The organism is Stappia sp. TSB10GB4 (assembly GCF_900185745.1).
GTDB lineage: Bacteria > Pseudomonadota > Alphaproteobacteria > Rhizobiales > Stappiaceae > Stappia.
Genome location: NZ_FYAV01000041.1, coordinates 76,904 through 100,340, shown reverse-complemented (window position 1 = coordinate 100,340; position 23,437 = coordinate 76,904). Strand labels below are relative to the sequence as shown.

Here is a 23,437-nt window from a genome sequence, read left to right as displayed (position 1 = left end):
CCTGAGTGCTGGATCCTGTCATGAATGCTTCGTCTTCCTTCGACGCCGTCATTGTCGGCGGCGGCCATAACGGCCTCACCTGCGCCGGCTATCTTGCCCGCGCCGGCCTGCGGGTCGCGGTGGTCGAGCGCCGTTCCATCGTCGGCGGCGCCTGCGTCACCGAGGAGTTTCATCCCGGTTTCCGCAATTCCTCCTGCGCCTATCTGGTCGGCCTGCTGGCGCCGGAGGTGATCGCCGATCTGGAGCTGCACCGGCACGGGCTGGAGATCCTGGAGCGCGAGGGCGGCACCTTGAGCGTGCTGCCCGACGGGCGCTCGATCGAGCTGCTCGGCGACAAGGCGGCGGTGATGCAGCAACTGGCTGCCGAAAGCCCGTCCGACGCCAGGGCCTATGCGGAGCTTTCCGCCCTGCTCGACGTCTCGGCGACGGTGATGCGGGCGATCGCCCGCGAGCGGCCGCCGGAACTGACCGGCGGCTGGGGCGAGCTGCTGCAGAGCGGCCGGGTCGGCTGGCACCTGCGGCATTTGAGCCGCGAGCAGCGCGCCGGCTTTGCCGACCTCATGCTGAAGAGCCTTGCCGATTTCCTCGATGAGCGGTTCGACAGCGAGGCGTTCAAGGGCATCTACGGCTTCAAGGGGCTGGTCGGCAACATGGTCAGCCCCTCCGCGCTCGGCTCCGCCTATGTCCTGCTCCATCACGTTTTCGGCGAGGTCAACGGCAAGCGCGGCAAGTGGGGCCAGCCGCGCGGCGGCATGGGCGGCATCACACAGGCGATGCAGAAGTCGCTGGAGGCGCGCGGCGGCGTCGTTCATCTGGGGCGCGGCGTGCGCGAGGTGATCGTCGAGAAGGGCCGCGCGGCCGGCGTCGCGCTGGACGACGGCACCGTGCTGCGCGCGCGCATCATTGCCTCCAGCGTCAATCCGCGCCTGCTGTTCCTGAAGATGCTGGACAGCAGCCTGCTCGACAGCGCCTTCCTGCGCCGGCTGCGCAACTGGCGCTGCCGCTCTGGCACCTTCCGCATGAACGTGGCGCTCTCCGAGCTGCCGGACTTCATCGCCCGCCCGGGGCGCCAGATGCAGCGCCATCACGCCGGCACCATCGCCATCGCCCCCTCGCTCGGCTATCTGGAGACAGCCTATGACGATGCCCGCCATCGCGGCTGGTCGCGCCGGCCGGTCGTCTCCATGTGCATCCCGACCGCCGTCGAACCGGAGCTGGCGCCGAAGGGGCAGCACATCGCCGGCCTGTTCTGCCAGCATTTCAGCCCGGACCTCCCCGAAGGCGCCTCCTGGGACGATCACCGCGACGAGGTGGCGAAGCTGGTGATCGACACGATCGGCGACTACGCGCCGAATTTCCCCGCCTCGGTGCTCGGCTACAGCGCGCTGACGCCGCTCGATCTTGAGACCGAATACGGCCTTGTCGGCGGCGACATCTTCCATGGCGAGATGCATCTCGACCAGTTGTTCAGCCTGCGCCCGGCCGCCGGCCATGCCGCCTATACCAGCCCGGTGAAGGGCCTGTTCCAGTGCGGATCCGGCACCCATCCCGGCGGCGGCGTCACCGGCCTGCCGGGGCGCAACGCGGCGCGGGAGATCCTCAAGCGCCGCCGGGAGTTCGTCTAGCGAACACCCGTGCGTCATGCTAACGAGGGTCGCACGGGATGATTCTTGGAAAGGGCCGCCATGGCGCAGGACGATGTCGAGGACCTTGCGGACGCGCAGGCGGACAACAGCTCCGATTTCGTGCGCTCGCTGGCCCGCGGCCTTGCCGTCATCAAGGCGTTCGACCGTTTCACCCCGGCGATGACCTTGAGCGACGTGGCGCGCAAGACCGGCCTGCCGCGCGCTGCCGCCGGCCGCTTCCTGAAGACGCTGGTGACGCTCGAATATGCCAGCTTCGACGGGCGCGACTATCGCCTGCGGCCGCGGGTGCTGGAGCTGGGCATGGCCTATTTCAGCTCCTTCTCCTTCATCGAGATCGCCAATCCGATCCTCGAGGCGGCGGCCAAGCAGGCCGAGGAGCCGTGCTCCATGGGTGTGCTCGACGGCGCCGAGGTGGTCTATGTCGCCCGCCACACCGCCAACCGGATGATGTCGATCAGCATCGCGCTGGGCAACCGCTACCCGGCCACCTCGACCTCGCTCGGCCGGGTGCTGCTCGGCGGCCTGCCCGATGCCGAGCTCGACGCGCTGCTTGCCCGCTCTGAGATCCGCCAGGTCACGCCGCTCACCGTCACCGACCGCCATGCGCTGCGCGAGATGATCCTCAAGGGCCGCTCCGACGGCTATTGCACCGCCGAGGGCCAGCTCGAGGTCGGCATCCGCTCCATCGCCGTGCCGGTGCGCGGCCGCGACGGACGCGTCATCGCGGCGATCAACATGGGCGTGCCGGCGACCCGCCACACCATGGAAAGCCTCGTCTCGCAGCTCCTGCCGGTGCTGCGCTCGGCCGCTTCCGAGATTGAGTTCGCGATCCGCTCGCGGCCCTGAGCCGCGCGTCCCCCACCTTTTCCCCTTTCCTGCCGTCTCCCACCGGGCCGCGCCGTCGGCGCGCGGCCCCGGCCTGCGCCTGCCCGTGTTCGCCTGCATCTCCGTGTTCGCCTGTCGCCCGTTTGTTCGGGCGCTTGACAGCCTCGTCATTCCTTCCTAACGTGTGCGCACAGTGAACGTATGACCGCCAAGCGAACAAAACCGATCGCAAGGCGGTCGCACCGGGAGGGCTGCATGACCGACGGGACGCCGATCGTCGTTGACGACCTGCACAAGCGCTTCAACCAGTTGGAGGTGCTGAGGGGCATTTCGCTGCGGGCGGAAAAGGGCGACGTCATCTCGATCATCGGCGCGAGCGGTTCGGGCAAGAGCACCTTCCTGCGCTGCATCAACCTTTTGGAGCGCTACGACAGCGGCTCGATCCGCGTCTTCGGCGAGGAACTGAAGCTCGGACGCAAGGGCCGCGTCGACAACCGCCAGGCGGACCGGGTCCGCCGCCGCGTCGGCATGGTGTTCCAGGACTTCAACCTGTGGAGCCACCGCACCATCCTGGAAAACCTCATCGAGGGCCCGGTGCATGTGCTCGGCCGGCCGCGCGCCGAGGCGGTGGAACAGGCGGAAGCCCTGCTCGACAAGGTCGGCATCCACGACAAGCGCGGCCACTATCCCGCGCATCTGTCCGGCGGCCAGCAGCAGCGCGCGGCGATCGCCCGCGCCCTCGCCATGGACCCGGACGTGCTGCTGTTCGACGAGCCCACCTCGGCGCTCGATCCCGAACTCGTCGGCGAGGTGCTGCGCGTCATGCGCGCGCTCGCCGAGGAGCACCGGACGATGATCATCGTCACCCATGAGATGCGCTTCGCGCGCGACGTCTCCTCGAAGGTCGTGTTCCTGCACCAGGGCCGCGTCGAGGAGGAGGGAACCCCGGCACAGGTCTTCGGCGACCCCGCCTCCGACCGCTGCCGGCAATTCGTCCGGCAGTCCTTCGAGGCCGCCTGACCTCGCATCCACGGCCGCCCCATCGACCGACCAACCAGAGGAAGAACAAGACAATGACACCACTGCGCATGAAACTCGCCACGCTGCTCGCCGCCTGCGGCCTCGGCCTTGCCGCTTCGGCGGCGCAGGCCCAGACCCTGCGCATCGCCACCGAGGGCGCCTATCCCCCGTTCAACTTCGTCGACGCCAAGGGCGAGCTGCAGGGCTTCGACGTGGAGATCGCCAAGGCGCTCTGCACTGAGATGAAGGTCGAGTGCACCATCTCGGCCCAGGCCTGGGACGGCATCATCCCCGGCCTCAATGCCGGCCAGTACGACGCCATCGTCGCCAGCATGTCGATCACCCCGGCGCGGCTCGAGGCGGTGAACTTCACCAAGCCCTATTACCAGGCCGGCGCCGTGCTGGTCGCGCCGAAGGCCTCCGACATTGCCCCGACCGCCGAGAGCCTTGCCGGCAAGTCGCTCGGTGTGCAGCGCGCCAGCACCTATGCCGCGCTGATCGAGGCCCGCTTCCCGAATGCGGACGTGCGCCTCTACGACAAGGTCGAGAACCACAATCTCGACCTCGTCACGGGCCGCATCGACGGCGTCATCGCCCAGCGCATCGCCATGTCGAAGTGGCTGGAGTCCGATGACGGCGCCGCCTTCGAGATGAAGGGCGAGGCGATGCTCGACCCTGAAATCCTCGGCCTCGGCGCCGGCATCGCCGTGCGCAAGGACGACACCGACCTGCTCGCCAGCCTCGACGCGGCGCTCGCCACCATCAAGGCGAACGGCGTCTATGACGAGATCAACGACCGCTTCTTCCCCTTCAGCATGAAGCCGGCCGACTGATCGCGCCTGCGACGTCGCGGCGCGGCCGGGCCCGACCCCCGGCCGCGCCTTCCGCTTTTTCCAGCCAATCGCAGGACCCCGCCTGATGCCCGACTTGCAAGGCTTCGGCCCGATGCTGGCCGTCGGCACGCTGATGACCGTCCAGGTCGCCCTTCTCAGCACGCTCTTCGGCATTCTCATCGGCATCGCCGTCGCCATGATGAAACTGTCGTCGAGCCGCACGGCCCGCATCGCCGGCGACGTCTACACCACCATCGTGCGCGGCGTGCCGGCCCTGGTGCTGATCCTGCTGATCTATTTCGGCGGCGTGCGCGCGGTGAACGGCCTCGCCCGCTGGCTCGGCCATAGCGAGCATGTCGACATCAACGCCTTCGTCGCCGGCGTCTTCGCCCTGTCGCTGGCCTTCGGTGCCTATGCGACCGAGGTCTTTCGTGGCGCCTTCCAGGCGATCCCCAAGGGCCAGATCGAGGCGGCGCGGGCGCTCGGCATGGGCCGCTGGCTGACCTTCCGCCGGGTGTCGCTGCCGCAGGTCTGGCGCATCGCGCTGCCCGGTCTCGGCAACATCTTCCTCGTCATCCTCAAGGAGACGGCGCTCGTCTCCGTCATCGGTCTGGAGGAACTGATGCGCAAGACCGAATACGCGGTCGGCTTCACCCGCCAGCCCTTCACCTTCTTCCTCGCGGCCGCCTTCATCTATCTCGCGCTGACCATCGTCAGCATGCTCGCCATCCAGGTGCTGGAGCGCCGGGCCTCGCGCGGCCTCGAACCGGCGGGTGCGGCATGAACCTCCAGGTGATGATCGACGCTCTGCCTGCGCTGCTCGGCGGCGCAGGCCTGACGCTGCGGCTGGTCGGCCTTGCCCTTGTCGCCGGCTTCGTCATGGCGCTTGCCGTGGCGCTCGCCCGCCTTGCCCGCAGCCCGTTCGCGTGGATGCCGGCCTACGGCTTCGTCTTCTTCTTCCGCGGCACGCCGCTCCTGGTGCAGATCTTCCTCGTCTATTACGGCCTGTCGCAATTCGCCGCCGTGCGTGCCAGCCCGGTCTGGGTGATCCTGCGCGAGCCGTTCTGGTGCGCGCTGATCGCCTTCTCGCTGAACACCGCCGCCTATACGGCGGAGATCGTGCGCGGCGCCATCCAGGCGGTGCCGCGCGGCCAGGTCGAGGCGGCCAAGGCCATCGGCATGTCGCGGCTGACCCGCATGCGCCGCATCGTCCTGCCGCAGGCGCTGCGCATCGGCCTGCCGGCCTATGGCAACGAGGTGATCCTCCTGATCAAGGCGAGTTCGCTCGCCAGCACCGTCACCCTGCTCGACCTCACCGGCGTCGCCCGCACCATCAGCTCGGTCAACTACATGCCGGTCGAGCTCCTCTCCATGGCGGCGCTGATCTACCTGACGATGACCTTCATCGTCACCCGCGCCTTCAAGCTGGCCGAGCATCTTCTGTCCGGCGACCGCCGCCAGCCGCCCTCCCTCGCGGCCCGCCCTGGTCCCGGTTCCGGCGCCGTCTCCCCTGGTGAAGCGAAATGACCCTGTCCCCCACTCCCCCCACTTCCGTCCCCACTCACGTCAAGGACTGGCACGCCGCCGCCCGCGACCTGTCGCCGGAAGCCGAGGCCTTCATCGACGGCCGCTATCGCCCGGCGCTGTCCGGCGCCACCTTCGCCACGCTCAACCCGGCGACCGGCCGCATCCTCGCCGATGTCGCCGCCTGCGGCGAGGCCGATGCGGACGCGGCGGTCGCGGCCGCCGCCCGCGCCTTTAAGAAGGGCGCCTGGTCCAGGGCCGCCCCGGCGGCGCGCAAGGCGGTGCTGTTGCATCTTGCGGATCTCATCGAGGCGGATGCCGACGCCTTCGCGCTTCTTGAGACGCTCGACATGGGCAAGCCGATCCGCGACAGCCTGACGATCGACGTGCCGGCGGCGGTGCGCTGCCTGCGCTGGTTCGCGGAAGCCGCCGACAAGCTCTATGACGAGATCGCGCCGACCCGCGGCGACGTGCTCGCCATGATCCGCCGCGTGCCGGTCGGCGTCGTCGCCGCCATCGTCCCCTGGAACTTCCCGCTGGTCACGGCGATGACCAAGATCGCCCCGGCGCTCGCCGCCGGCAACAGCGTGGTGTTGAAGCCGTCCGAACTGTCGCCGCTCTCTGCCCTGCGGCTCGGCCGGCTCGCCGCCGAGGCCGGCCTTCCCGACGGCGTCTTCAACGTGCTGCCGGGCATCGGCGCGGATGCCGGCCGCGCGCTCGCCCTGCATGACGGCGTCGCCTCGCTCGCCTTCACCGGCTCCACCGCCGTCGGCAAGCTGCTGATGACCTATGCCGGCCAGTCCAACATGAAGAAGGTCGGCCTGGAATGCGGCGGCAAGTCCGCCAATATCGTGCTTGCCGACTGCCCGGACCTCGACCGGGCGGTGCAGGCCGCCGCCATGGGCGTCTTCCAGAACCAGGGCCAGATCTGCAATGCCGGCACCCGGCTGATCCTCGAGCGCCCCATCCGCGACGCGTTCCTGGAAAAGCTGGTGGCGCTGGTGCGGACCTTCGAGCCCGGCGACCCCCTGCTGCCGGAGACCCGCTTCGGCGCGCTGGTGTCTGCGGCCCATGCCGACCGGGTGCGCGGCTATATCGCGAGCGGCCTTGCGGACGGCGCGACCCGCCTCACCGGCGAGGGGCCGCCCGCCCCCGGCCTTGCGCCGGAAACCTGCGTCCGCCCCACCGTCTTTGCCGATGTCGACACCGGCATGACCATCGCCCGCGAGGAGATCTTCGGTCCCGTCCTCTCGGTCATCGATGCCGGCAGCCTCGACGAGGCCGTCGCCATCGCCAATGACAGTCCCTACGGGCTGGCCGCCGCCGTGTGGACCGGCAGCCTTGCCCGGGCGCTGGAGGCCGAGCGCCGCCTGGATACCGGCTTCGTCTGGATCAACACCCTGCGCGTCGGCGACATCACCGTCCCCTTCGGCGGGGTGAAGGCCTCCGGCAGCGGCCGCGACAAGTCCTTCCATGCCTTCGACAGCGTCACCCATCGCAAGAGCGTCTGGGTCGACCTCTCGGCGAGTTCGTGAGCGCCATGGCAAAGCGCGTCCTCGTCGGTGCGATCCTGCACGAGACCAACACGTTCAACGTGGTGCCGACCCGGCTCGCCGATTTCGCCGGCCGCTATCTCGTCTTCGGCGAGGAGGAGGCCCGCGCCCGGCTCGCCGGCACCGGCACGGAAGTCGGCGGCTTCCTGGCGGCCGCCGCCGCCCATGGCTGGGAGATCGTGCTGCCGGTCGCCGCCGCCTGCGGTCCCTCCGGTCCGCTCGCCGCCGCCGACTGGGCCACCCTCAGGCAAGCGATGCTGTCGGCAAGGGGGAGCTTCGACGGGGTGCTGCTCGCCCTGCACGGGGCGATGGTCAGTGAAGACTGCCTCGATCCGGAGGGCGATCTGCTCGCCGCCCTGCGCGCCCGCCACGGCGAGCGGGTGCCCATCGTCGCGACGCTCGATATGCACGCCAATGTCTCGCCCCGCATGGTCGCCGCCGCCGATGCCGTCTTCCCCTATCGCACCTATCCCCATGTCGATCATGTCGACTGCGCGGTGGAGGCCGCCGGCGCGCTGGCGCGGCTGATGCAGGAGGCGGACAGGGGCGGGGCGGACAGGGGCGGGGACGGCCGGCTCACCCGCGCCGTGCTCGCCCGTCCGCCGATGATCGATGCCGCCGACCATGGCCGCACCGGCCCGCCGGGGCCGATGAACGCGCTGCTTGCCCATGCCGCCGCCCTTGCCGCGCGGCCGGGCGTCGTCTCGGCCGGGCTCACCATCGGCTTTCCCTGGGCCGATGTGCCCGATGTCGGGCCGGCCGCGATGGTGTCGGTGATGGCGGACGCTGCGATCGACCCGCGCGCGCTGGCGCTCGACCTCGGCGAAAGGCTCTGGGACAGCCGCACGGAAACGCAACTCGACTTTGCCGACATCGAGACCGCGATCGCCGCCGCGCGCGCGCCGGGCGACGACCCCCGGCCGCTGGTGCTGGCCGATTTCGCCGACAATCCGGCGGGCGGGGCCTATGGCGATTCGCCCAACCTGCTGCGCGCCATGCTGGAGGCGGGGCTGGACAACGCCGCCTTCGCGACGATCTGCGATCCCGCCGCCGTCGCCCTTGCCGGCGAGGCGGGGGAGGGCGCCATGCTCGACCTTGTGCTCGGCGGCCGCCTTGCGCCGGAGATCACCCCGCCGCTGGCGCTCAGGGCCCGCGTCCTGCGGCTGCATCCCGGCACCTTCCGCTGCGAAGGTCCGGTGCTGCGCGGGCTCTCCGTCGACATGGGGCCGATGGCCTTGCTGGAGGCGGCGGGCCTTCGTATCGTCGTCGCCAGCCGGGCGCTCTCCGTCACCGATCTCAACCTGTTCCGCGCGCTCGGCATCGAGCCCGCCTCGCTCTCCGTCATCGGCCTGAAGAGCCGCAACCATCTGCGCGCCGCCTTCGGGCCGATTGCCCGCGACATTCTGCTGGTCGATGCCGGCGGCATCGCCACCATGCGCCTGTCGCAGATCCCCTATAGTCGGATCAGACGGCCGCTCTGGCCGCTCGATCCCGTCGAGCACTTCTCCAACCTGGACGCTATCCATGTCTTCGACACCCAATCCGGACCTGAGGAACGATCCCTCCCCGTCGACGGCCACGCTCAAGGCCGCTGACCTTGCCCATCACCTGCATCCCTTCACCGACCATGGCGAACTGGCCGGCGAGGGCGGCGCGCGGGTCATCGTCTCGGCCAAGGGCTGCTACCTGACCGACAGCGACGGCGACCGCCTGCTCGACGGCATGGGCGGGCTGTGGTGCGTCAATATCGGCTATGGCCGGACGGAACTGGCGGAGGCGGCGGCGCGGCAGATGCGCGAGCTGCCCTATTACAACACCTTCTTCAAGACGACGATGCCGGTCACCACCCTGCTCGCCGAGGAGCTGGCCGAACTCGCGCCCGAGGGGCTCAACCGCGTCTTCTTCGCCGCCTCCGGGTCGGAGGCGAACGACACCAACATCCGCATCGTCCGCAGCTACTGGCAGAAGCGCGGCGAGCCGCAGCGCACCGTCATCGTCTCGCGAAAGCTCGCCTATCACGGCAGCACCATCGCGGCGGCAAGCCTCACCGGCCTTGCCAGCATGCACGATATCCCCGGCATCCCGATCCCCGACATCCATCATGCGCCGGCCCCCAACTGGTGGGGCGAGGGCGGCGACATGAGCCCGGAAGAGTTCGGCCTGAAGGCCGCGCGAGGGGTGGAGGAGACGATCCTCGCCGTCGGGCCGGAGCGCGTTGCAGCCTTCATCGGCGAGCCGGTGCAGGGCGCCGGCGGCGTCCTCGTGCCGCCCTCCAGCTACTGGCCGGAAGTCCAGCGGATCTGCCGCAAATACGGCATCCTGCTGATCGCCGACGAAGTGATCTGCGGCTTCGGGCGCACGGGCGAGTGGTTCGGCAGCCAGACCTTCGGCATCGCCCCGGACATCATGACGGTCGCCAAGGGCCTGTCCTCCGGCTACCAGCCGATCTCGGCCAGCATCGTCCATGACCGGGTCGCCGAGGTGGTGTTCGACACGCCGGGCCGCTTCCCGCACGGCTACACCTATTCCGGCCACCCGGTCGCCGCCGCCGTTGCCCGCGAGAACCTTGCGATCCTGCGCCGGGAAGGCATCGTCGAGCGGGTCGGCGCCGATATCGGCCCCTATTTCCAGCAGCAGCTCGCCACCCTGCTCGACCATCCGCTGGTCGGCGAGGTGCGCGGCGTCGGCCTGATGGCGGCGGTGGAGCTGACCCGCGACAAGGCCGGCCGGTCGGAGGTCCAGCCGGTCGGGTCCATGTCGACGCCGGTGCGCAATGCCTGTTTCGCCAATGGCCTTGCCACCCGCGCGGTGCGCGATTGCCTGGTCTTCTCGCCGCCGCTGGTGATCTCCCATGCCGAGGTCGACGACCTCGTGGCGATCCTGCGCCGCAGCATCGACGAGGCGCTCGGCTGAGGCGCCTGATTGGCAAACTCCACATGAAAAACCCGCCGGGACGGTCGTCCCGGCGGGTTTTGCGTTTCGTCGCGCGGGCTTTGCGTCAGGCCGCGACCAACTCTTCCAGCTTGCCCTTGGCCTCGTCGATCGAGGCTTCGCGCGCTTCCGGGCCGAAGGCCAGCTTCTCGGCGTAGACGAAGGTGATGTCGGTGATGCCGATGAAGCTCAGCATGGTCCGCAGATGCGGCTCCTGCGAATCCATCGCCTTGGCCGGGCCTTCGCTGTAGAGGCCGCCGCGGGTCGCAACAACGATGGCGCGCTTGCCGGTCATCAGGCCTTCCGGCCCGGCCTCGGTGTAGCGGAACGTCACGCCGGCGCGCAGCACGTAGTCGAACCACGCCTTCAGAGTCGAGGGAATGCCGAAATTGTACATCGGCGCGCCGATCACCAGCACGTCGGCGGCCTTGACCTCGGCGATCAGCTCGTCGGAAAGCTTCTGGGCGGCGGCCTGCGCCGCGTTCGCCGGCTCGCCGCCGCGAATGGCGGTGGCGCCGTCGAGGTCGAGATGCGGCACCTGGCCGTTGCCGAGGTCGCGGCTGACGAGCTGCAGGCCGGGGTTGCGGGCGGTGAGCTGGGCGATCGTGTCGTTCACCAGCTTGTTGGAAGCGGACGCATCGCCCAGCGCGCTGCTGGTGACGGCGAGAACCTTCAAAGTCGAGGGCATGCCCTGATCCTTTCGATAATGTGGTATCGCAGAGGTAGTCGCCCTTGCCCGGCATCAGAATTGCCGAAATCCGCACCACACTGTTGCGCCAGCAGGAACGCCGGATGATCGAACTGGAAGACATGCGCTATTTCGTCGAGATCGCCGACAGCGGCGGCTTCAGCCGTGCCGCCGCCCGCCTCGGCGTCTCCAAGTCCATCGTCAGCCGGCGAATCGCCCGCATCGAGGAGCATCTCGGCGCCCGCCTGCTCAACCGCACGACGCGCGGCGTCACCGCCACCGATGCCGGGCTGGAGTTCAAGGCGCGGGCCGAGCGGCTGCTTGCCGACTATGACGAGGCGCTCGACGCGGTCGCCGTCCATGGCGGCGAGGTGGTCGGCCGGCTGCGCATCTCCGCGCCGCTCTCCTTCGGCATCCACCATCTGGCGCCGGTGCTGGCCGAGCTTGCCGCCGCCCATCCGCGTCTGGAGCTCGACGTCTCGCTCACCGACCGGCTGGTCGATCTGATCGGCGAGCGGATCGACGCGGCGATCCGCATCGGCAAGCTGGAAGATTCCAGCCATGTCGCCCGCCGCATCGCGCCGATCCGCTCCCTCGTCGTCGCCAGCCCCGCCTATCTCGCCCGCAAGGGCCGGCCGACCCGGCCGGAAGACCTTGCCGGCGACCATGACTGCCTGATCTATACCGGCAGCCGCTCGCCCGACTGGGTCTTCACGCGCGGCGAGGGGGTCGTCTCGGTGCGCCCGCGCGGCCGGCTGCGCAGCGACAGCGGCGAGACGCTGGTCGCCTGGGCGGTCGCCGGCCTCGGCATCGCCCAGCTCCCGTCCTTCCTGCTCGGCGACACGCTCGACACCGGCGCCCTGGTGCCCCTGCTGCTCGACCACCCGACCCCCGAATTCGGCATGTATGTCGTTCGCCCGCCTGGCCCCCATGCTCCCGGCAAGGTCAGGGCGCTGACCGAGGCCCTGCTGCGCCATTTCGGCGGCACCCCGGCCTGGGATCGCTGCGTCCGCCAGATGGCGCAGGAGGAGGCCGCCCGCCGCCCGGCCGGCAAGGCCGGCGCGAGGGGATAAGGCGCGCGCCGGGCGGGGATAACCGACTCCGTGCGGCCATCGGCCGCCGTTTTTCGCCGTCGACGGCCCATTTTGCCGGTTTTGAGAACGCCGTCTCGAAATTCGCCGATATTGAGACGGAATTTTGCAAAATCCGTCTCGAAATTTTCCAAGCGTCCGGCGGCGGTCTTGTCGCCGTTTGTCCCCGCCCGTCGTCATGCTCCTTGCCGGCGGCAATTTCGTGCTAACCTGCCGGTCTTGTTGCGATTTGCGCCGCCTGCCGCGGTCGCGCGAAGGAGGCTGCGATGACCCTTGTACCCAGGCTGACATTTCACGGGGCGGCGGGCAGCGTCACCGGGTCGTGCTACCGGCTGGAAACGGCGGGCGGCACGCTGCTGCTCGATTGCGGCCTGTTCCAGGGCTCCAAGACCGAGAAGGAACTGAACTACCGGCCCTTCCCGTTTTCCGTTGGCGACGTCGACGCGGTCATTCTCAGCCACGCCCATATCGACCATTCCGGCCTGCTGCCGAAGCTCGTTCGGGACGGCTATTCCGGGCCGATTTTCGCCACCGGCGCCACCTTCGAACTGTGCAGCGTCATGCTTCCCGACAGCGCCCACATCCAGGAGATCGAGGTCGAGCAGCTCAACCGCCGCAACCGCCGGCGGTCGCGCCGCGATGCCGTCGAGCCGATCTATACCGGCGCGGACGCGCAGGCGACGCTGGCGCTTTTCCACCCCTTTGCCTATGGCCACTGGTTCCAGGTCCTGCCCGGCCTGCGCGCTCGGTTCTGGAACGCCGGCCATCTGCTCGGCTCCGCCTCGGTCGAGCTGGAGATCGCCGAACCGCCAATGAAACTGCTGTTTTCCGGCGATATCGGCCCCGACTACAAGCTGATGCATCCAGAGCCGGAAGGCCCGAGCGGCATCGACTATCTCGTCTGCGAGAGCACCTATGGCGACACCGACCGGGAGGACGCTACCCCCGCCCACCGGCGCGGCCAGTTGCGCGCCGAGGTGAAGGCGGCGATGCATCCGGACGGCGTCCTCCTGATCCCCTCCTTCGCGGTCGAGCGGGCCCAGGAGCTGATCAGCGACCTTGCCCGGCTGATGGCCGAGGGCGCCCTGCCGCAGATCCCGATCTATGTCGATTCGCCGCTCGCCGCCGCCGCGACCCGCGTCTTCGCCCGCCACGCCCGCGAGCTGGAAGGCGGCGAGGTTCTGCTCAAGGGCCTTGCCGCCCGCAACCTGCACATGACCGAGACGGTCGAGCAGAGCAAGGCGCTCGACCGCGTCCGCGGCTTCCACATCGTCATCGCCGCCAGCGGCATGTGCGAGGCCGGCCGCATCCGCCACCGGCTGAAAAACTGGCTCTGGCGCGACGAAGCGACGGTCCTCTTGGTCGGCTACCAGGCGACTGGCACGCTCGGCCGCATCCTCCAGGACGGCGCGCCTTCTGTCCGTATCCAGGGCGAGGAATTCAGCGTTCGCGCCAGAATCCGCTCCATCGACCTCTATTCCGGCCATGCCGACGGCCCGGAACTGGTGAGCTGGATCGCCGAACGCCTGCCGCTTGCCAACGACATTTTCCTGGTCCATGGCGAGCCCGAGGCGATCGACGGGCTGGCCGCCCGCCTGCCCGGCCTCGTCGAGGCGGAGCACGTTCTCAAGCCCGGTCTCGACGAGACCTTCGAGCTGACGCCGACCGGCGCGGTTCGCCTTGCCGGCACGGCGCCGCCGCGGCTGCCGCGCGAGGAGGTGGCTCATCTCGACTGGCACAATGACGTCACCCGCCTGCTGCTCGACATCAGCGACCAGCTCGCCACCGAGCCCGACGAGAAGAGCCGCAACGTGGTGATCCGCCGGCTGCGCCGTGCGCTGTCCGAAGAGGCGGCGCAATAGGGTATCGCCCGGCCCTGTCGACCGCTCGCGCGTCACACCTGTCCGGCTGTCGTCCCGCCTCCGGTCAGAAGATCAGCATCAGGATGCCGATCACCACCACCAGGCCGACGAGAAAGATGAAACCGACGGTTCCGCCGATGAACTTGAGCATGTGTCCCTCCATCGTGTCGGAAGGGCAACGCGTCAGCGGCCGGATCGTTGCACGGCGCCTGCAAGAGAGGGCGTCGATGCCGTCGAAGGATTCAGCTTTCTGAATCAACGCCGTGGCTGAAAGCTGCCGGCGGCCCGCAGACTCCTGTTGCGTTTGTTCTCATTTTGTTCTTTCATTCGGGCATGCAATACACGTTGCCGCTCGTTGCCGACACCCGCCTTGCGCGGGTTCACGGACTGCTGCTTGCCCGGTTCGGTCCGGTGCCGGAGTGCTACCGGCTCGACCCGGTGAGCCAGCTCGTCTTCGCGATGCTGAGTGGCCGGACACGGGACGCGGTTGCCATGGAGGTCTTTGCAGCGCTGGCCCGCCGGATGGGTGCCTGGGAGCGGTTGGCGGAAACGGCGGCGAGCGATCTGGAGGGCATGATCGCCGGGGTGACCTTCGCCGAGCGCAAGGCGCGGCAGATCCCGGCCGCCCTGCGCGAGATCGCAGCCCGGCGCGGGCGGCTCGACCTGGAGTTCCTTGCCGGCTGGCCGGTGGAGGAGGGCCGGGTCTGGCTGGAGAGCCTGACCGGGGTCGGTCCCAAGACCAGCATGGCGGTGCTCGGCCTCAGCACGCTGCGCCGCCGGGCGCTGATGGTCGACACGGCCCACAACCGGGTCGCCGGCCGGCTGGGTCTCGTGCCGGCGCGCGCCGACATTGCCCGCGCCACGCGGCTGCTCAATCGGCAGCTACCTGCAGCCTGGACCGCCGATGATACGGAAACCCACCATTTTCTGATGCAGGGGCTGGGCCGCAGTCATTGCCGTCACCGCCGGCCGGTCTGCGCGGACTGCCCGTTGTGCCGTCTCTGCCGGTCGGTGCCGGAGGGGCGGGCATGAAGGACAGGGAGACGCTGACGGCGCTGCGCGCCCGCATGGCAGCGGGCGGGCTGGCGGGCGGGCTGGACGAGGCTCCGGCCTGGCCGCTGGTCGGTTTGGGAGCGGAGGAGGCCGAACTGCCCGGCGGGCTGGCGAGCGGCGCGCTGCACGAGCTGCAGCCGGCGACGCCGGCCGATATCGGCGCGGCGACCGGGTTTGCCCTGGGCCTTGCCGCGCGGCTGCTGGCGCGCCGTCCCGGCCCGCTCCTGTGGGGGCTGCCGTCGACGCGGGGCTGGCGCGAGGGCCGGCTCTATCCGGTCGGCCTTGCCGCCTTCGGGATCGATCCGGACCGGCTGATCCAGGTCGAGGTGAAGAAGACCGCCGATCTCCTGTGGAGCCTGGAGGAGGCGCTGGACCACCCCTCGCTCGCCGTCGTCGTCGGCCTGCTGCCCGAAGGCGACCGGCTCTACGACTTCACCGCGAGCCGCCGCCTGGCGATGCGCGCCGCCCGCCACGGGGCGACGGTGCTGCTGCTGGGGGCGGCGCCTGTCTTCGACATGGCAACGGCCGCCTCGACCCGCTGGTCGATTGCCGCTGCGGCAAGCCGGCCCGTGCCCCATGCCGGCCAGGCGGTGCCGGGGCTCGGCCCGCCGCGCTGGCAGGCCCGGCTGGTGAAATCGCGCAAGGGTCTTCTGGACGCCTGGGATCTCGAGTGGAACCATGACACGCTGTCTTTCCGTCTGGCTGCCCCGCTGGCCGACCGAGCGCCGCTCCGCCGGGCCGGCCGGCTCTCGCGGCGGCCGACTGCCGCCTGACGAGGCCGGACCTCTCGTGCTCTCCGTGCTGGAACAGAACGGGGCAAGGGTCAGCGCGGTCAATGCGCCCGCCGCCGCGCTCGGCCTTGCGCCGGGCATGCCGCTGGCCGATGCGCGGGCGATCCATCCCGCCCTCGCTGTCGCACCTGCCGATCCGGACGGCGATGCGCAAGGCCTGCGCCGGCTTGCCCTGTGGTGCCAGCGCTACAGCCCGCTCACTCGCATCGACGCGCCGGACGGGGTGACCATCGACATTGCCGGCTGCGCCCATCTGTTCGGCGGCGAAGAGGCGCTGATGGCGGATCTTGCCGACCGGCTGCATGGTTTCGGCCTCACCGCCCGGCTTGCGCTGGCGCCGACGCTCGGGGCCGCTTGGGCGCTCGCCCGCTATGGCGAGACGGAGATGACGCGAGCCGCCCCCGGCGAGACGGGCGAGCGACTGGCGCCGCTTCCCGTCGCCGCCCTGCGCATCGAGGTGGAGACGGCGCGTGCCCTGGCCCGGCTCGGCCTCGACCGGATCGAACTATTAGCCGGCAAACCACGGGCGCCGCTCGCCAGCCGCTTCGGCCCGCTGCTGGTGCTGCGGCTCGATCAGGCGCTGGGGCGCGAGGGCGAGCGCTTCGACCCCGTCGAGGCCGCGCCCGTCCACCGCATCGCCCGCAATTTCGCCGAGCCGATATCGACGCTGGAGGCCATCGGCGAGGTGGCGGCGCGGCTTGTCGGCGAGCTTGCCGCGATGCTGCAGGGCCTCGGCAAGGCGGCGCGGCGGCTGGAGCTGGCGTTCTATCGCGTCGACGGCTGGCGCGAGGCGCTGGAGCTGCGCATCACCCGGCCGAGCAACGATGCAGCGCATCTGCTGCGCCTGCTCGGCGAGCGGCTCGACCGGCTGCGCGATCATGCCGGCTTCGGTTTTGAGGCAGCCGTGCTCTCCGCCTTCGAGGTGGAGCGGGCCGAGGCGGTGCAGACGGCGCTGTCGGGGCGCGAGCGTATCGTCCCCCCGCCGGGCGATCTCGACCGGCTGCTCGACCGGCTGGTCAACCGCTTCGGAGCGGAGCGCGTCTCTCGTTTCGTACCGCGCGAAAGTCATGTGCCGGAGCGCGCCTGCCATCCGGTCTCGGCGCTTGCTCAGGCGGTGCGCCACGACTGGGCGGCGCATGGCCGGGCCCTGCATGGCGGTGCCGCGCTTGCCCGCCCGCCGCTGCTGTTCGCCCGGCCCGAGCCGGTGGAGGTGCTGGTGGAGATGCCGGACAAGCCGCCGGCGCGCTTCGAGTGGCGGCGCACCGCGCACCGCATCGTGCGGGCGGAAGGGCCGGAGCGGATCGCGCCGGAATGGTGGGTGGGCGGCGAGGCCAATCGCCTGACCCGCGACTATTACCGTGTCGAGGACACGGACGGCCGGCGCTTCTGGCTGTTCCGCGAAGGGCTCTACGACCGGCCCGGCGACACGGTGCGCTGGTTCGTCCATGGGCTGTTCGCATGAGCGCGACCTTCGCGGAGCTGGTGGCGACCAGCAATTTCAGCTTTCTGCGCGGCGCCTCGCATGCGGCGGAGCTGGTGGAAACGGCGGCCCGGCTGGGGCTCGCCGCCATCGGCATCGCCGACCGCAACACGCTGGCCGGCGTCGTGCGGGCGCATGTGGCCGCGCGCGAGCATCCCATTCGCCTGATCGTCGGCGCGCGGCTGGTGCTGCGCGACGGGTTCGAGCTGGTCGTCCATCCGCAGGACCGGGAGGCCTATGGCGGGCTGAGCCGGCTGCTCACCCTCGGCAACCGGCGCGCGCCGAAGGGCGAGTGCCATCTCGATTTCGCCGATCTCGGCGGGCTCAGGGAGGGGCAGCAGCTCATCGTCATCCCGCCGCGCAGCCTTGACGCCGCCTTCGCCGCGCGCCTTGCCGAGTTGGGGCAGGGCTATGCCGGATCCGTCTCGCTGGCCCTGTCGCCCGCCCATCGCAGCGACGACAGGGCCCGTTTCGACCGTCTGGCGGAGCTTGCCGGGGTCTGCCGCACGCCGCTGGTTGCCACCAACGACGTGCTCTATCATGCGCCCGAGCGCCGCCCCTTGCAGGATGTGCTCACCTGCATCCGCGCGCATGTGACCATCGACGCGGCCGGCTTTCTGCTGGAGCCGAATGCGGAGCGACACCTGAAGCCGCCGCGGGAAATGGCGCGGCTGCTGTCCGGCCATGAGCGGGCGCTGGAGCGCAGCCTGGAGATCGCCGAGCGCTGCCGGTTCAGCCTCGACGAGCTGTCACCGCATTATCCGGACGAGCCGGCCGGCGAGAGCGCGACGCCGCAGCAGGAGCTGGAGCGGCTGACCTGGCTGGGGGCCGAAAACCGGTTTCCGCAAGGCATCCCACCGGATGTGCAGGCGAACATCGCGCGCGAACTGCGGCTGATCGGCGAACTCGGCTTCGCCTCCTATTTCCTCACGGTGCAGGACATTGTCCGCTTCGCCCGCAGCCAGGATCCGCCGATCCTCTGCCAGGGGCGCGGCTCCTCGGCCAATTCCGTCGTCTGCTACTGTCTCGGCATCACCTCGGTCAATCCGACCGAGATCGACCTGTTGTTCGAGCGCTTCGTCTCGGCGGCGCGGGGCGAGCCGCCGGATATCGACGTCGATTTCGAGCATGAGCGGCGCGAGGAGGTGATCCAGTACATCTATCGGCGCTATGGCCGCGAACGCGCCGGCCTTGCCGCGACGGTGATCCGCTACCGCGCCCGCAGCGCTGTCAATGACGTCGGCAAGGCGATGGGTCTGTCGACCGACGTGGTCGGCGCCATGTCCGGCCTGATCTGGGGCTGGTCGGGCAGCGCGCCGGCGGAAGGCGAGATCCGCCAGGCCGGGCTCGATGCCCGCGATCCCCGCCTGACGCAGACGATCCGCCTCGTCCGCCAGTTGATCGACTTTCCCCGCCACCTGTCGCAGCATGTCGGCGGTTTCGTCATCACCCGCGAGCGCCTCGACGAGGTGGTCCCGATCGCCAATGCGGCGATGGAGGACCGCACCGTGGTGGAATGGGACAAGGACGACCTCGACGCGCTCGGCATCCTCAAGGTCGATGTGCTGGCGCTCGGCATGCTGACCTGCCTGCGCAAGAGCTTCGACCTGCTGCGCGGCCATTACGGCCGCGACATGGGGCTGGCGAGCGTGCCGCGCGACGATCCGGCGACCTATGCGATGATCCAGCGGGCCGACACGGTCGGCGTCTTCCAGATCGAGAGCCGGGCGCAGATGTCGATGCTGCCGCGCCTTAGACCTGAAAACTTCTACGATCTCGTCATCCAGATTGCCATCGTCCGCCCCGGACCGATCCAGGGCGACATGGTCAATCCCTATCTGCGCCGGCGCAAGGGGCTGGAGCAGGTCGACTATCCCTCGCCCGAGCTTGCGGCGGTGCTGAAGAAGACCCTGGGCGTGCCGCTGTTCCAGGAACAGGCGATGAAGATCGCCATTGTCGGGGCCGGCTTTTCGCCGGACGAGGCGGACCGGCTGCGCCGGGCGATGGCCTCCTTCCGCAACATCGGCACGATCGAGCAGTTCCGCGAGAAATTCGTCGCCGGCATGATCGCGAAGGGCTATCAGCCCGACTTCGCCGCCCGCTGCTTCGAGCAGATCAAGGGCTTCAGCGATTACGGCTTTCCCGAAAGCCATTCGGCAAGCTTCGCCCTGCTCGCCTATGCCTCCTCATGGCTCAAGTGCCACTATCCGGAGGTTTTCGCCTGCGCTCTGCTCAACTCGCAGCCGATGGGTTTTTATTCCTCCGCCTCCATCGTGCGGGACCTGCGTGCCCATGGCGGCCGCGTGCTGCCGGTCGATGTCAACCACAGCGACTGGGACCACACGCTGGAGGCGGCGGAGCGACCCGGAGCGCAGACGGGCGAGGGCGGCAATGCCTTCGCCCTGCGGCTCGGCCTGCGTCAGGTCGACGGGTTGGGCGAGGAAGCGGGAGAGGCGCTGGCGGCCGCCCGCGGCATGGGCTTTGCGGATCTCGCCGACCTGCATGGCCGGGCCGGTCTCGACAGCCGGGCGCAGGTGGCGCTGGCCAATGCCGATGCCTTCCGCTCGCTCGGCCTCGACCGGCGCCAGGCCTTGTGGGAGATCAAGGGACTGGCCGGCCGGCTCGGGCGCGCGGGCCGCCAGGACGACCTGCCGCTGTTCGGCGGGCGGCAGGGACTGGCCTTGCTTGCCGCGCGGGAAGAGCAGGTGGAGCTGCCGCGCATGCGCCCCGGCGAGCATGTGGTGGAAGACTACTCTAGCCTGCACCTGTCGCTGAAGGCGCATCCCTTCGCCTTCCTGCGCGCCCGCCTTGATGCCTGCCGCAGCTTGCGCGCGGCCGATCTCGCGTCGCAGGGTAATGGCCGGTTCGTCCGCGTCGCCGGTCTCGTGCTGGTGCGCCAGCGGCCGCAGACCGCCAGGAACGTCACCTTCCTGACGCTGGAGGACGAGACGGGCATCGCCAATGTCGTCGTCTGGAGCCGGCTCTTCGAGCGCAGCCGGCGGATCGTCATGGGCGCGCGCGCCGTCCTGGTGGATGGTGCGATCCAGAAGGAGGACGGCGTCATCCATCTGGTGGCGCGGCAGCTCACCGACATCACGCCGGAGCTGATGGCCGCGCTGTCGAAGGAGCCGCCGCCGCAGGAGGGGCCGAAGCTTTCGGGGGCGAGCCTGTGGCGGCACCCGCGCGACACCCGCGTCCTGCCGAAGGGGAGGAACTTTCATTGAGGGAAGGCGCCTCCGCGCGCCGATCCGCTCAGGTGGCGGAGCGCTGGAGCGTGTAATGCACGATGCCGTGTTCGCCGGCGGTAACCGTCACGCTGCCGAGCCCGCAGGCCGGCAGGTCCAGCCCCTGCAGCAGGTTTTCGCCCTTGCCGAACACCGCGGGCACGACCGCAAGGTGCATCTCGTCGACGAGGCCGGCCTCAAGATATTGGCGCAAGGTCGAGACGCCGCCGCCGACCCGCACGTCGCGGTCGCGGCCCTTGCGCGCTCCAGCGCCGCATGGATGCCGTCGGTGACGAAGTGGAACACGGTGCCGCCGGCCAGTTCGAAACTGGGGCGCGGGTGGTGCGTCAGCACGAAGACCTCGGTGTGAAAGGGCGGGCTGTCGCCCCACCAGCCGGTCCAGCTCTCATCCGGCCAGGGACCGCGCACGGGGCCGAACATGTTCCGCCCGATGATCCAGGCGCCGACCGTCTCGAAGCTGCGGGCGACGAAATCCTCGTTGATGCCGGGGGTGCCGCCGCTCTCGCCCAGCACCCGGCGGCGGAAGCTTGGCGTGTCGAACACCCACTCGCGCAGGGCCTCGGTGCCGACGCCCATCGGCTCCGTCTCGCTCTGGTCGGGGCCGGCGCCAAAGCCGTCGAGCGACAGGCTGAAGCAGTGAACGCGGAGCTTGGGCATGGGTTCCTCCAAACCGATTGCAAACCGAAAGCAGTTGTCTTGTGTCACGACTGCTCCTAGATTGCAACCGGTTTTGACGGAGGCGGCATGCAGGACATCGAGCGCCGGTCGGGATGCCCGATCAATCTGGCGATGGAAGTGCTGGGGGATCGCTGGAGCCTCGTCGTCATCCGCGACATGATGTTCGGCAACCGCCGGCATTTCCGCGAGTTGCTGACCCGTTCGGAGGAAGGCATCGCCTCCAACATCCTGGCGGCCCGGCTGAAGCGTTTGGTCGCGCTCGGCCTCGTCACGAGGCGGGACGATCCGAGCCACAGCCAGAAGGCGATCTACAGCTTGGCCGAACCGGCGATCCAACTGGTGCCGGTGCTGGCGATGCTTGGCGCCTGGGGGCGCCGGCACCTGCCGGTCAGCGAGGACTTGTCGATCCGCGCGCAGCTTCTGGAAGAGGGCGGCGAGCCGATGTGGACCGCCTTCATGGATGACCTGCGCCGCCTGCATCTGGACGACCCCGTCGCCGGCGCCAGCGGAGCCATTGTCTCGCCGGTTCTCGCGGAACTCACCAGGGCCTTTGAGGCCGTGCGGGCGCGGTCGGCACCTGCCGGATAGGAGATCCTCCCTGGGCGCTGTCCTCGGGCGCCTCGCCGGGGCCTCCTGCCCTCTGGCTGCGATTCCCTCAAGATGTCGGCTGTGCCGATAGCGAGGCGCGAGGCCTTGCAGGAAGGCTGTCCTTTCCGCCGTCCTTCTGCTGCGGGCGGAGGGCCGAACATTTAGCCGGATCTCCTGCTCTTGGTGTTCTTGACAACGTTGTCATTCGAATGTTAGTGGCAATGACAACGTTGTCATGCGGTGATTAACGGGCCGATGGAACGGATCGGTTCGGTGCGCCGGTGGGTGGTGAAAGGCCAGCCGACCGGAGGCCCGGCAGCGAAATCCAGGCGGGAGGGCGTGGCGGGAGCCGCGCGAGGGACGGAACGATGCGGGAAGACGGGATCCTCAAGGCAAGTGCTGCACAAGGCGCCGGCGGTCCGGACCTCGGCCTGTCGCCGGAGCGCGGAGAGCTCGCCCTGCCGGTCCTGACCCTGGACGAGGCGGCCTTCGACGCGAATGTCGAGGCGATGTTCGCCTATGTGGAGAAGGCCGGCGTCTCCATCGCCCCGCATGCCAAGACGCCGATGTCCCCCGAACTGTCGCAGCGCCTGCTGGATCGCGGTGCCTGGGGCTTGTCCGTCGCCAACCTGCAGCAGGCACGCGTGTTCCTCGAGAGTGGCGCCCGCCGCCTGCTCGTCGCCAACCAGATCGGCGGCCTTCGCTCGGCCGAACGGTTCGCCGCGCTCCTGCAGCGCTTTCCCGACGCGACGCTCGTCTTCTTCGCTGACGCGCCCGAGAGCCTGGAGGCGGTCGATCATGTCGGCCGCACCGCCGGACGCACCGTGCCGGTGTTGGTGGAGGTCGGGGCGGGCCGTGCCGGTGCGCGCAGCCTCGACGCCGCCTGCGCCGTGATCGACGCCGCATCCCGCCTGTCCCATGTCGAGCTTGCCGGCGTCGCCGCCTATGAGGGGGCTGCTGCAACCGCCGATCCGCAGGAAACGATGAGGGCGATTTCCGCGCTTGATGCGCTGGTCGGCGAGGTGCATGCCCTGCTGCGCGCTGCCGCGCCGGGCCGTCCGCTGATCCTCAGCGCCGGCGGGTCCTCCTTCTTTGATCTCGTCGTCGGTGATCTCAAGCCGCTGGCGCGCCGGGACGGCAACACCGAACTGGTGCTGCGCAGCGGCGCGATCTTCTTTCACGACCACGGGGTCTATGAGCGCTCGCTCGCCGCGATGGATGCGCGGGCCGGCTTTGCCGCGGTGACGGGCGTCGCTGCGCTCGACGCCTTCCGTCCGGCGCTGACCGTCTGGGCCGAGGTGCTGTCGCGGCCCGAGCCGGGGCTCGCGATCTGCGGCATGGGCATGCGCGACGTCTCCTATGACCAGGATCTGCCGGTACCGCTTGCGGCCTGGCGCGAGGGGGTGCAAACAGCAAGCCGCGATGCCCTGGGCAAGGTGGTGAAGCTCAACGACCAGCACGCCTTCCTGCGGTTGCCGGAAGGCAGCGATCTTGGCATCGGCGACATCGTCGCCTTCGGCATCTCCCATCCCTGCACCTGCCTGGACCGCTGGCGGGTGATCCTCGGGCGCGGCACCGATGGCCGGATCGCCGCCGCCTATCCCACCCATTTCAGCTAGGACGCCGGAA

18 protein-coding genes and 1 pseudogene are annotated in these 23,437 nt (G+C 69.7%); 17 read left to right on the top strand and 2 right to left on the bottom strand.

Annotated features, from left to right (window positions below; all coding sequences use genetic code 11):
- The first annotated feature begins 20 nt into the window (after positions 1–20).
- The 9 genes from TSB10GB4_RS08695 (at position 21) to TSB10GB4_RS08655 (ending at position 10,314) form a co-directional block, all read left to right on the top strand.
- Positions 21–1,625 (top strand): NAD(P)/FAD-dependent oxidoreductase, encoded by a 1,605-nt coding sequence (locus TSB10GB4_RS08695; protein ID WP_186395417.1) that lies wholly within the window; start codon positions 21–23, stop codon positions 1,623–1,625.
- Between the two features lie 60 nt (positions 1,626–1,685).
- Positions 1,686–2,492, top strand: coding sequence for an IclR family transcriptional regulator C-terminal domain-containing protein (locus TSB10GB4_RS08690; protein WP_186395416.1), 807 nt, complete (start codon positions 1,686–1,688; stop codon positions 2,490–2,492).
- A 234-nt stretch (positions 2,493–2,726) separates the two neighbouring features.
- Positions 2,727–3,491, top strand: a complete 765-nt coding sequence (locus tag TSB10GB4_RS08685) for an ABC transporter ATP-binding protein (RefSeq protein ID WP_186395415.1) — start codon at positions 2,727–2,729, stop codon at positions 3,489–3,491.
- A gap of 53 nt (positions 3,492–3,544) precedes the next feature.
- Positions 3,545–4,324, top strand: coding sequence for a transporter substrate-binding domain-containing protein (locus TSB10GB4_RS08680; RefSeq protein WP_244570858.1), 780 nt, complete (start codon positions 3,545–3,547; stop codon positions 4,322–4,324).
- Positions 4,325–4,409: 85 nt separating this feature from the next.
- A complete protein-coding gene (locus tag TSB10GB4_RS08675; protein ID WP_186388595.1) occupies positions 4,410–5,108 on the top strand; it encodes an ABC transporter permease in 699 nt (232 codons plus the stop codon).
- On the top strand, positions 5,105–5,851 hold the full coding sequence (locus TSB10GB4_RS08670; protein WP_186395414.1) for an ABC transporter permease: 747 nt from the start codon (positions 5,105–5,107) through the stop codon (positions 5,849–5,851). The genes TSB10GB4_RS08675 and TSB10GB4_RS08670 overlap by 4 nt, the downstream gene beginning before the upstream one ends.
- Positions 5,848–7,383, top strand: coding sequence for an aldehyde dehydrogenase family protein (locus TSB10GB4_RS08665; RefSeq protein WP_186395413.1), 1,536 nt, complete (start codon positions 5,848–5,850; stop codon positions 7,381–7,383). Before TSB10GB4_RS08670 ends, TSB10GB4_RS08665 begins: the two co-directional genes overlap by 4 nt.
- 5 nt (positions 7,384–7,388) lie before the next feature.
- On the top strand, positions 7,389–8,996 hold the full coding sequence (locus TSB10GB4_RS08660) for a M81 family metallopeptidase (protein ID WP_208984595.1): 1,608 nt from the start codon (positions 7,389–7,391) through the stop codon (positions 8,994–8,996).
- Positions 8,926–10,314, top strand: coding sequence for an aspartate aminotransferase family protein (locus TSB10GB4_RS08655; protein ID WP_186395411.1), 1,389 nt, complete (start codon positions 8,926–8,928; stop codon positions 10,312–10,314). Before TSB10GB4_RS08660 ends, TSB10GB4_RS08655 begins: the two co-directional genes overlap by 71 nt.
- Before the next feature lie 85 nt (positions 10,315–10,399).
- Here the strand turns inward: TSB10GB4_RS08655 and TSB10GB4_RS08650 are convergent, their stop codons facing one another.
- Entirely contained in the window at positions 10,400–11,020 is a 621-nt protein-coding gene (locus TSB10GB4_RS08650; protein ID WP_186395410.1) for an FMN-dependent NADH-azoreductase, read from the bottom strand.
- Between the two features lie 104 nt (positions 11,021–11,124).
- On the opposite strand from TSB10GB4_RS08650, the gene TSB10GB4_RS08645 reads away from it, so the two are divergent.
- The 6 genes from TSB10GB4_RS08645 to TSB10GB4_RS08620 all read left to right on the top strand — a co-directional run bounded on the left by TSB10GB4_RS08645 (position 11,125) and on the right by TSB10GB4_RS08620 (position 20,521).
- Entirely contained in the window at positions 11,125–12,093 is a 969-nt protein-coding gene (locus TSB10GB4_RS08645; protein ID WP_186395409.1) for a LysR family transcriptional regulator, read from the top strand.
- 284 nt (positions 12,094–12,377) lie between these two features.
- A complete protein-coding gene (locus TSB10GB4_RS08640) occupies positions 12,378–13,973 on the top strand; it encodes an MBL fold metallo-hydrolase RNA specificity domain-containing protein (protein ID WP_186395408.1) in 1,596 nt (531 codons plus the stop codon).
- A gap of 333 nt (positions 13,974–14,306) precedes the next feature.
- A complete protein-coding gene (gene nth, locus TSB10GB4_RS08635) occupies positions 14,307–15,005 on the top strand; it encodes an endonuclease III (RefSeq protein ID WP_186395407.1) in 699 nt (232 codons plus the stop codon).
- Positions 15,002–15,799 (top strand): ImuA family protein, encoded by a 798-nt coding sequence (locus tag TSB10GB4_RS08630; protein WP_186395406.1) that lies wholly within the window; start codon positions 15,002–15,004, stop codon positions 15,797–15,799. Before nth ends, TSB10GB4_RS08630 begins: the two co-directional genes overlap by 4 nt.
- Complete coding sequence (locus TSB10GB4_RS08625) at positions 15,705–17,279, top strand: DNA polymerase Y family protein (protein WP_186395405.1); 1,575 nt, start codon at positions 15,705–15,707, stop codon at positions 17,277–17,279. Before TSB10GB4_RS08630 ends, TSB10GB4_RS08625 begins: the two co-directional genes overlap by 95 nt.
- On the top strand, positions 17,276–20,521 hold the full coding sequence (locus TSB10GB4_RS08620) for an error-prone DNA polymerase (protein ID WP_186395404.1): 3,246 nt from the start codon (positions 17,276–17,278) through the stop codon (positions 20,519–20,521). The genes TSB10GB4_RS08625 and TSB10GB4_RS08620 overlap by 4 nt, the downstream gene beginning before the upstream one ends.
- 28 nt (positions 20,522–20,549) lie before the next feature.
- Here the strand turns inward: TSB10GB4_RS08620 and TSB10GB4_RS08615 are convergent.
- A pseudogene (locus tag TSB10GB4_RS08615) lies at positions 20,550–21,199 on the bottom strand (dihydrofolate reductase family protein).
- Positions 21,200–21,286: 87 nt separating this feature from the next.
- Here TSB10GB4_RS08615 and TSB10GB4_RS08610 point away from each other — a divergent pair.
- Entirely contained in the window at positions 21,287–21,808 is a 522-nt protein-coding gene (locus TSB10GB4_RS08610; protein WP_186395403.1) for a helix-turn-helix domain-containing protein, read from the top strand.
- Positions 21,809–22,176: 368 nt separating this feature from the next.
- Positions 22,177–23,427, top strand: coding sequence for an alanine racemase (locus TSB10GB4_RS08605; RefSeq protein ID WP_186395402.1), 1,251 nt, complete (start codon positions 22,177–22,179; stop codon positions 23,425–23,427).
- The last annotated feature ends 10 nt before the right edge of the window (positions 23,428–23,437 follow it).

Coding starts and splice junctions, on each gene's coding strand:
- TSB10GB4_RS08695 (WP_186395417.1), top strand. CDS start 21: ATGAATGCTTCGTCTTCCTTCGACGCCGTCATTGTCGGCGGCGGCCAT.
- TSB10GB4_RS08690 (WP_186395416.1), top strand. CDS start 1,686: ATGGCGCAGGACGATGTCGAGGACCTTGCGGACGCGCAGGCGGACAAC.
- TSB10GB4_RS08685 (WP_186395415.1), top strand. CDS start 2,727: ATGACCGACGGGACGCCGATCGTCGTTGACGACCTGCACAAGCGCTTC.
- TSB10GB4_RS08680 (WP_244570858.1), top strand. CDS start 3,545: ATGACACCACTGCGCATGAAACTCGCCACGCTGCTCGCCGCCTGCGGC.
- TSB10GB4_RS08675 (WP_186388595.1), top strand. CDS start 4,410: ATGCCCGACTTGCAAGGCTTCGGCCCGATGCTGGCCGTCGGCACGCTG.
- TSB10GB4_RS08670 (WP_186395414.1), top strand. CDS start 5,105: ATGAACCTCCAGGTGATGATCGACGCTCTGCCTGCGCTGCTCGGCGGC.
- TSB10GB4_RS08665 (WP_186395413.1), top strand. CDS start 5,848: ATGACCCTGTCCCCCACTCCCCCCACTTCCGTCCCCACTCACGTCAAG.
- TSB10GB4_RS08660 (WP_208984595.1), top strand. CDS start 7,389: ATGGCAAAGCGCGTCCTCGTCGGTGCGATCCTGCACGAGACCAACACG.
- TSB10GB4_RS08655 (WP_186395411.1), top strand. CDS start 8,926: ATGTCTTCGACACCCAATCCGGACCTGAGGAACGATCCCTCCCCGTCG.
- TSB10GB4_RS08650 (WP_186395410.1), bottom strand. CDS start 11,020: ATGCCCTCGACTTTGAAGGTTCTCGCCGTCACCAGCAGCGCGCTGGGC.
- TSB10GB4_RS08645 (WP_186395409.1), top strand. CDS start 11,125: ATGATCGAACTGGAAGACATGCGCTATTTCGTCGAGATCGCCGACAGC.
- TSB10GB4_RS08640 (WP_186395408.1), top strand. CDS start 12,378: ATGACCCTTGTACCCAGGCTGACATTTCACGGGGCGGCGGGCAGCGTC.
- nth (WP_186395407.1), top strand. CDS start 14,307: ATGCAATACACGTTGCCGCTCGTTGCCGACACCCGCCTTGCGCGGGTT.
- TSB10GB4_RS08630 (WP_186395406.1), top strand. CDS start 15,002: ATGAAGGACAGGGAGACGCTGACGGCGCTGCGCGCCCGCATGGCAGCG.
- TSB10GB4_RS08625 (WP_186395405.1), top strand. CDS start 15,705: ATGACACGCTGTCTTTCCGTCTGGCTGCCCCGCTGGCCGACCGAGCGC.
- TSB10GB4_RS08620 (WP_186395404.1), top strand. CDS start 17,276: ATGAGCGCGACCTTCGCGGAGCTGGTGGCGACCAGCAATTTCAGCTTT.
- TSB10GB4_RS08610 (WP_186395403.1), top strand. CDS start 21,287: ATGCAGGACATCGAGCGCCGGTCGGGATGCCCGATCAATCTGGCGATG.
- TSB10GB4_RS08605 (WP_186395402.1), top strand. CDS start 22,177: ATGCGGGAAGACGGGATCCTCAAGGCAAGTGCTGCACAAGGCGCCGGC.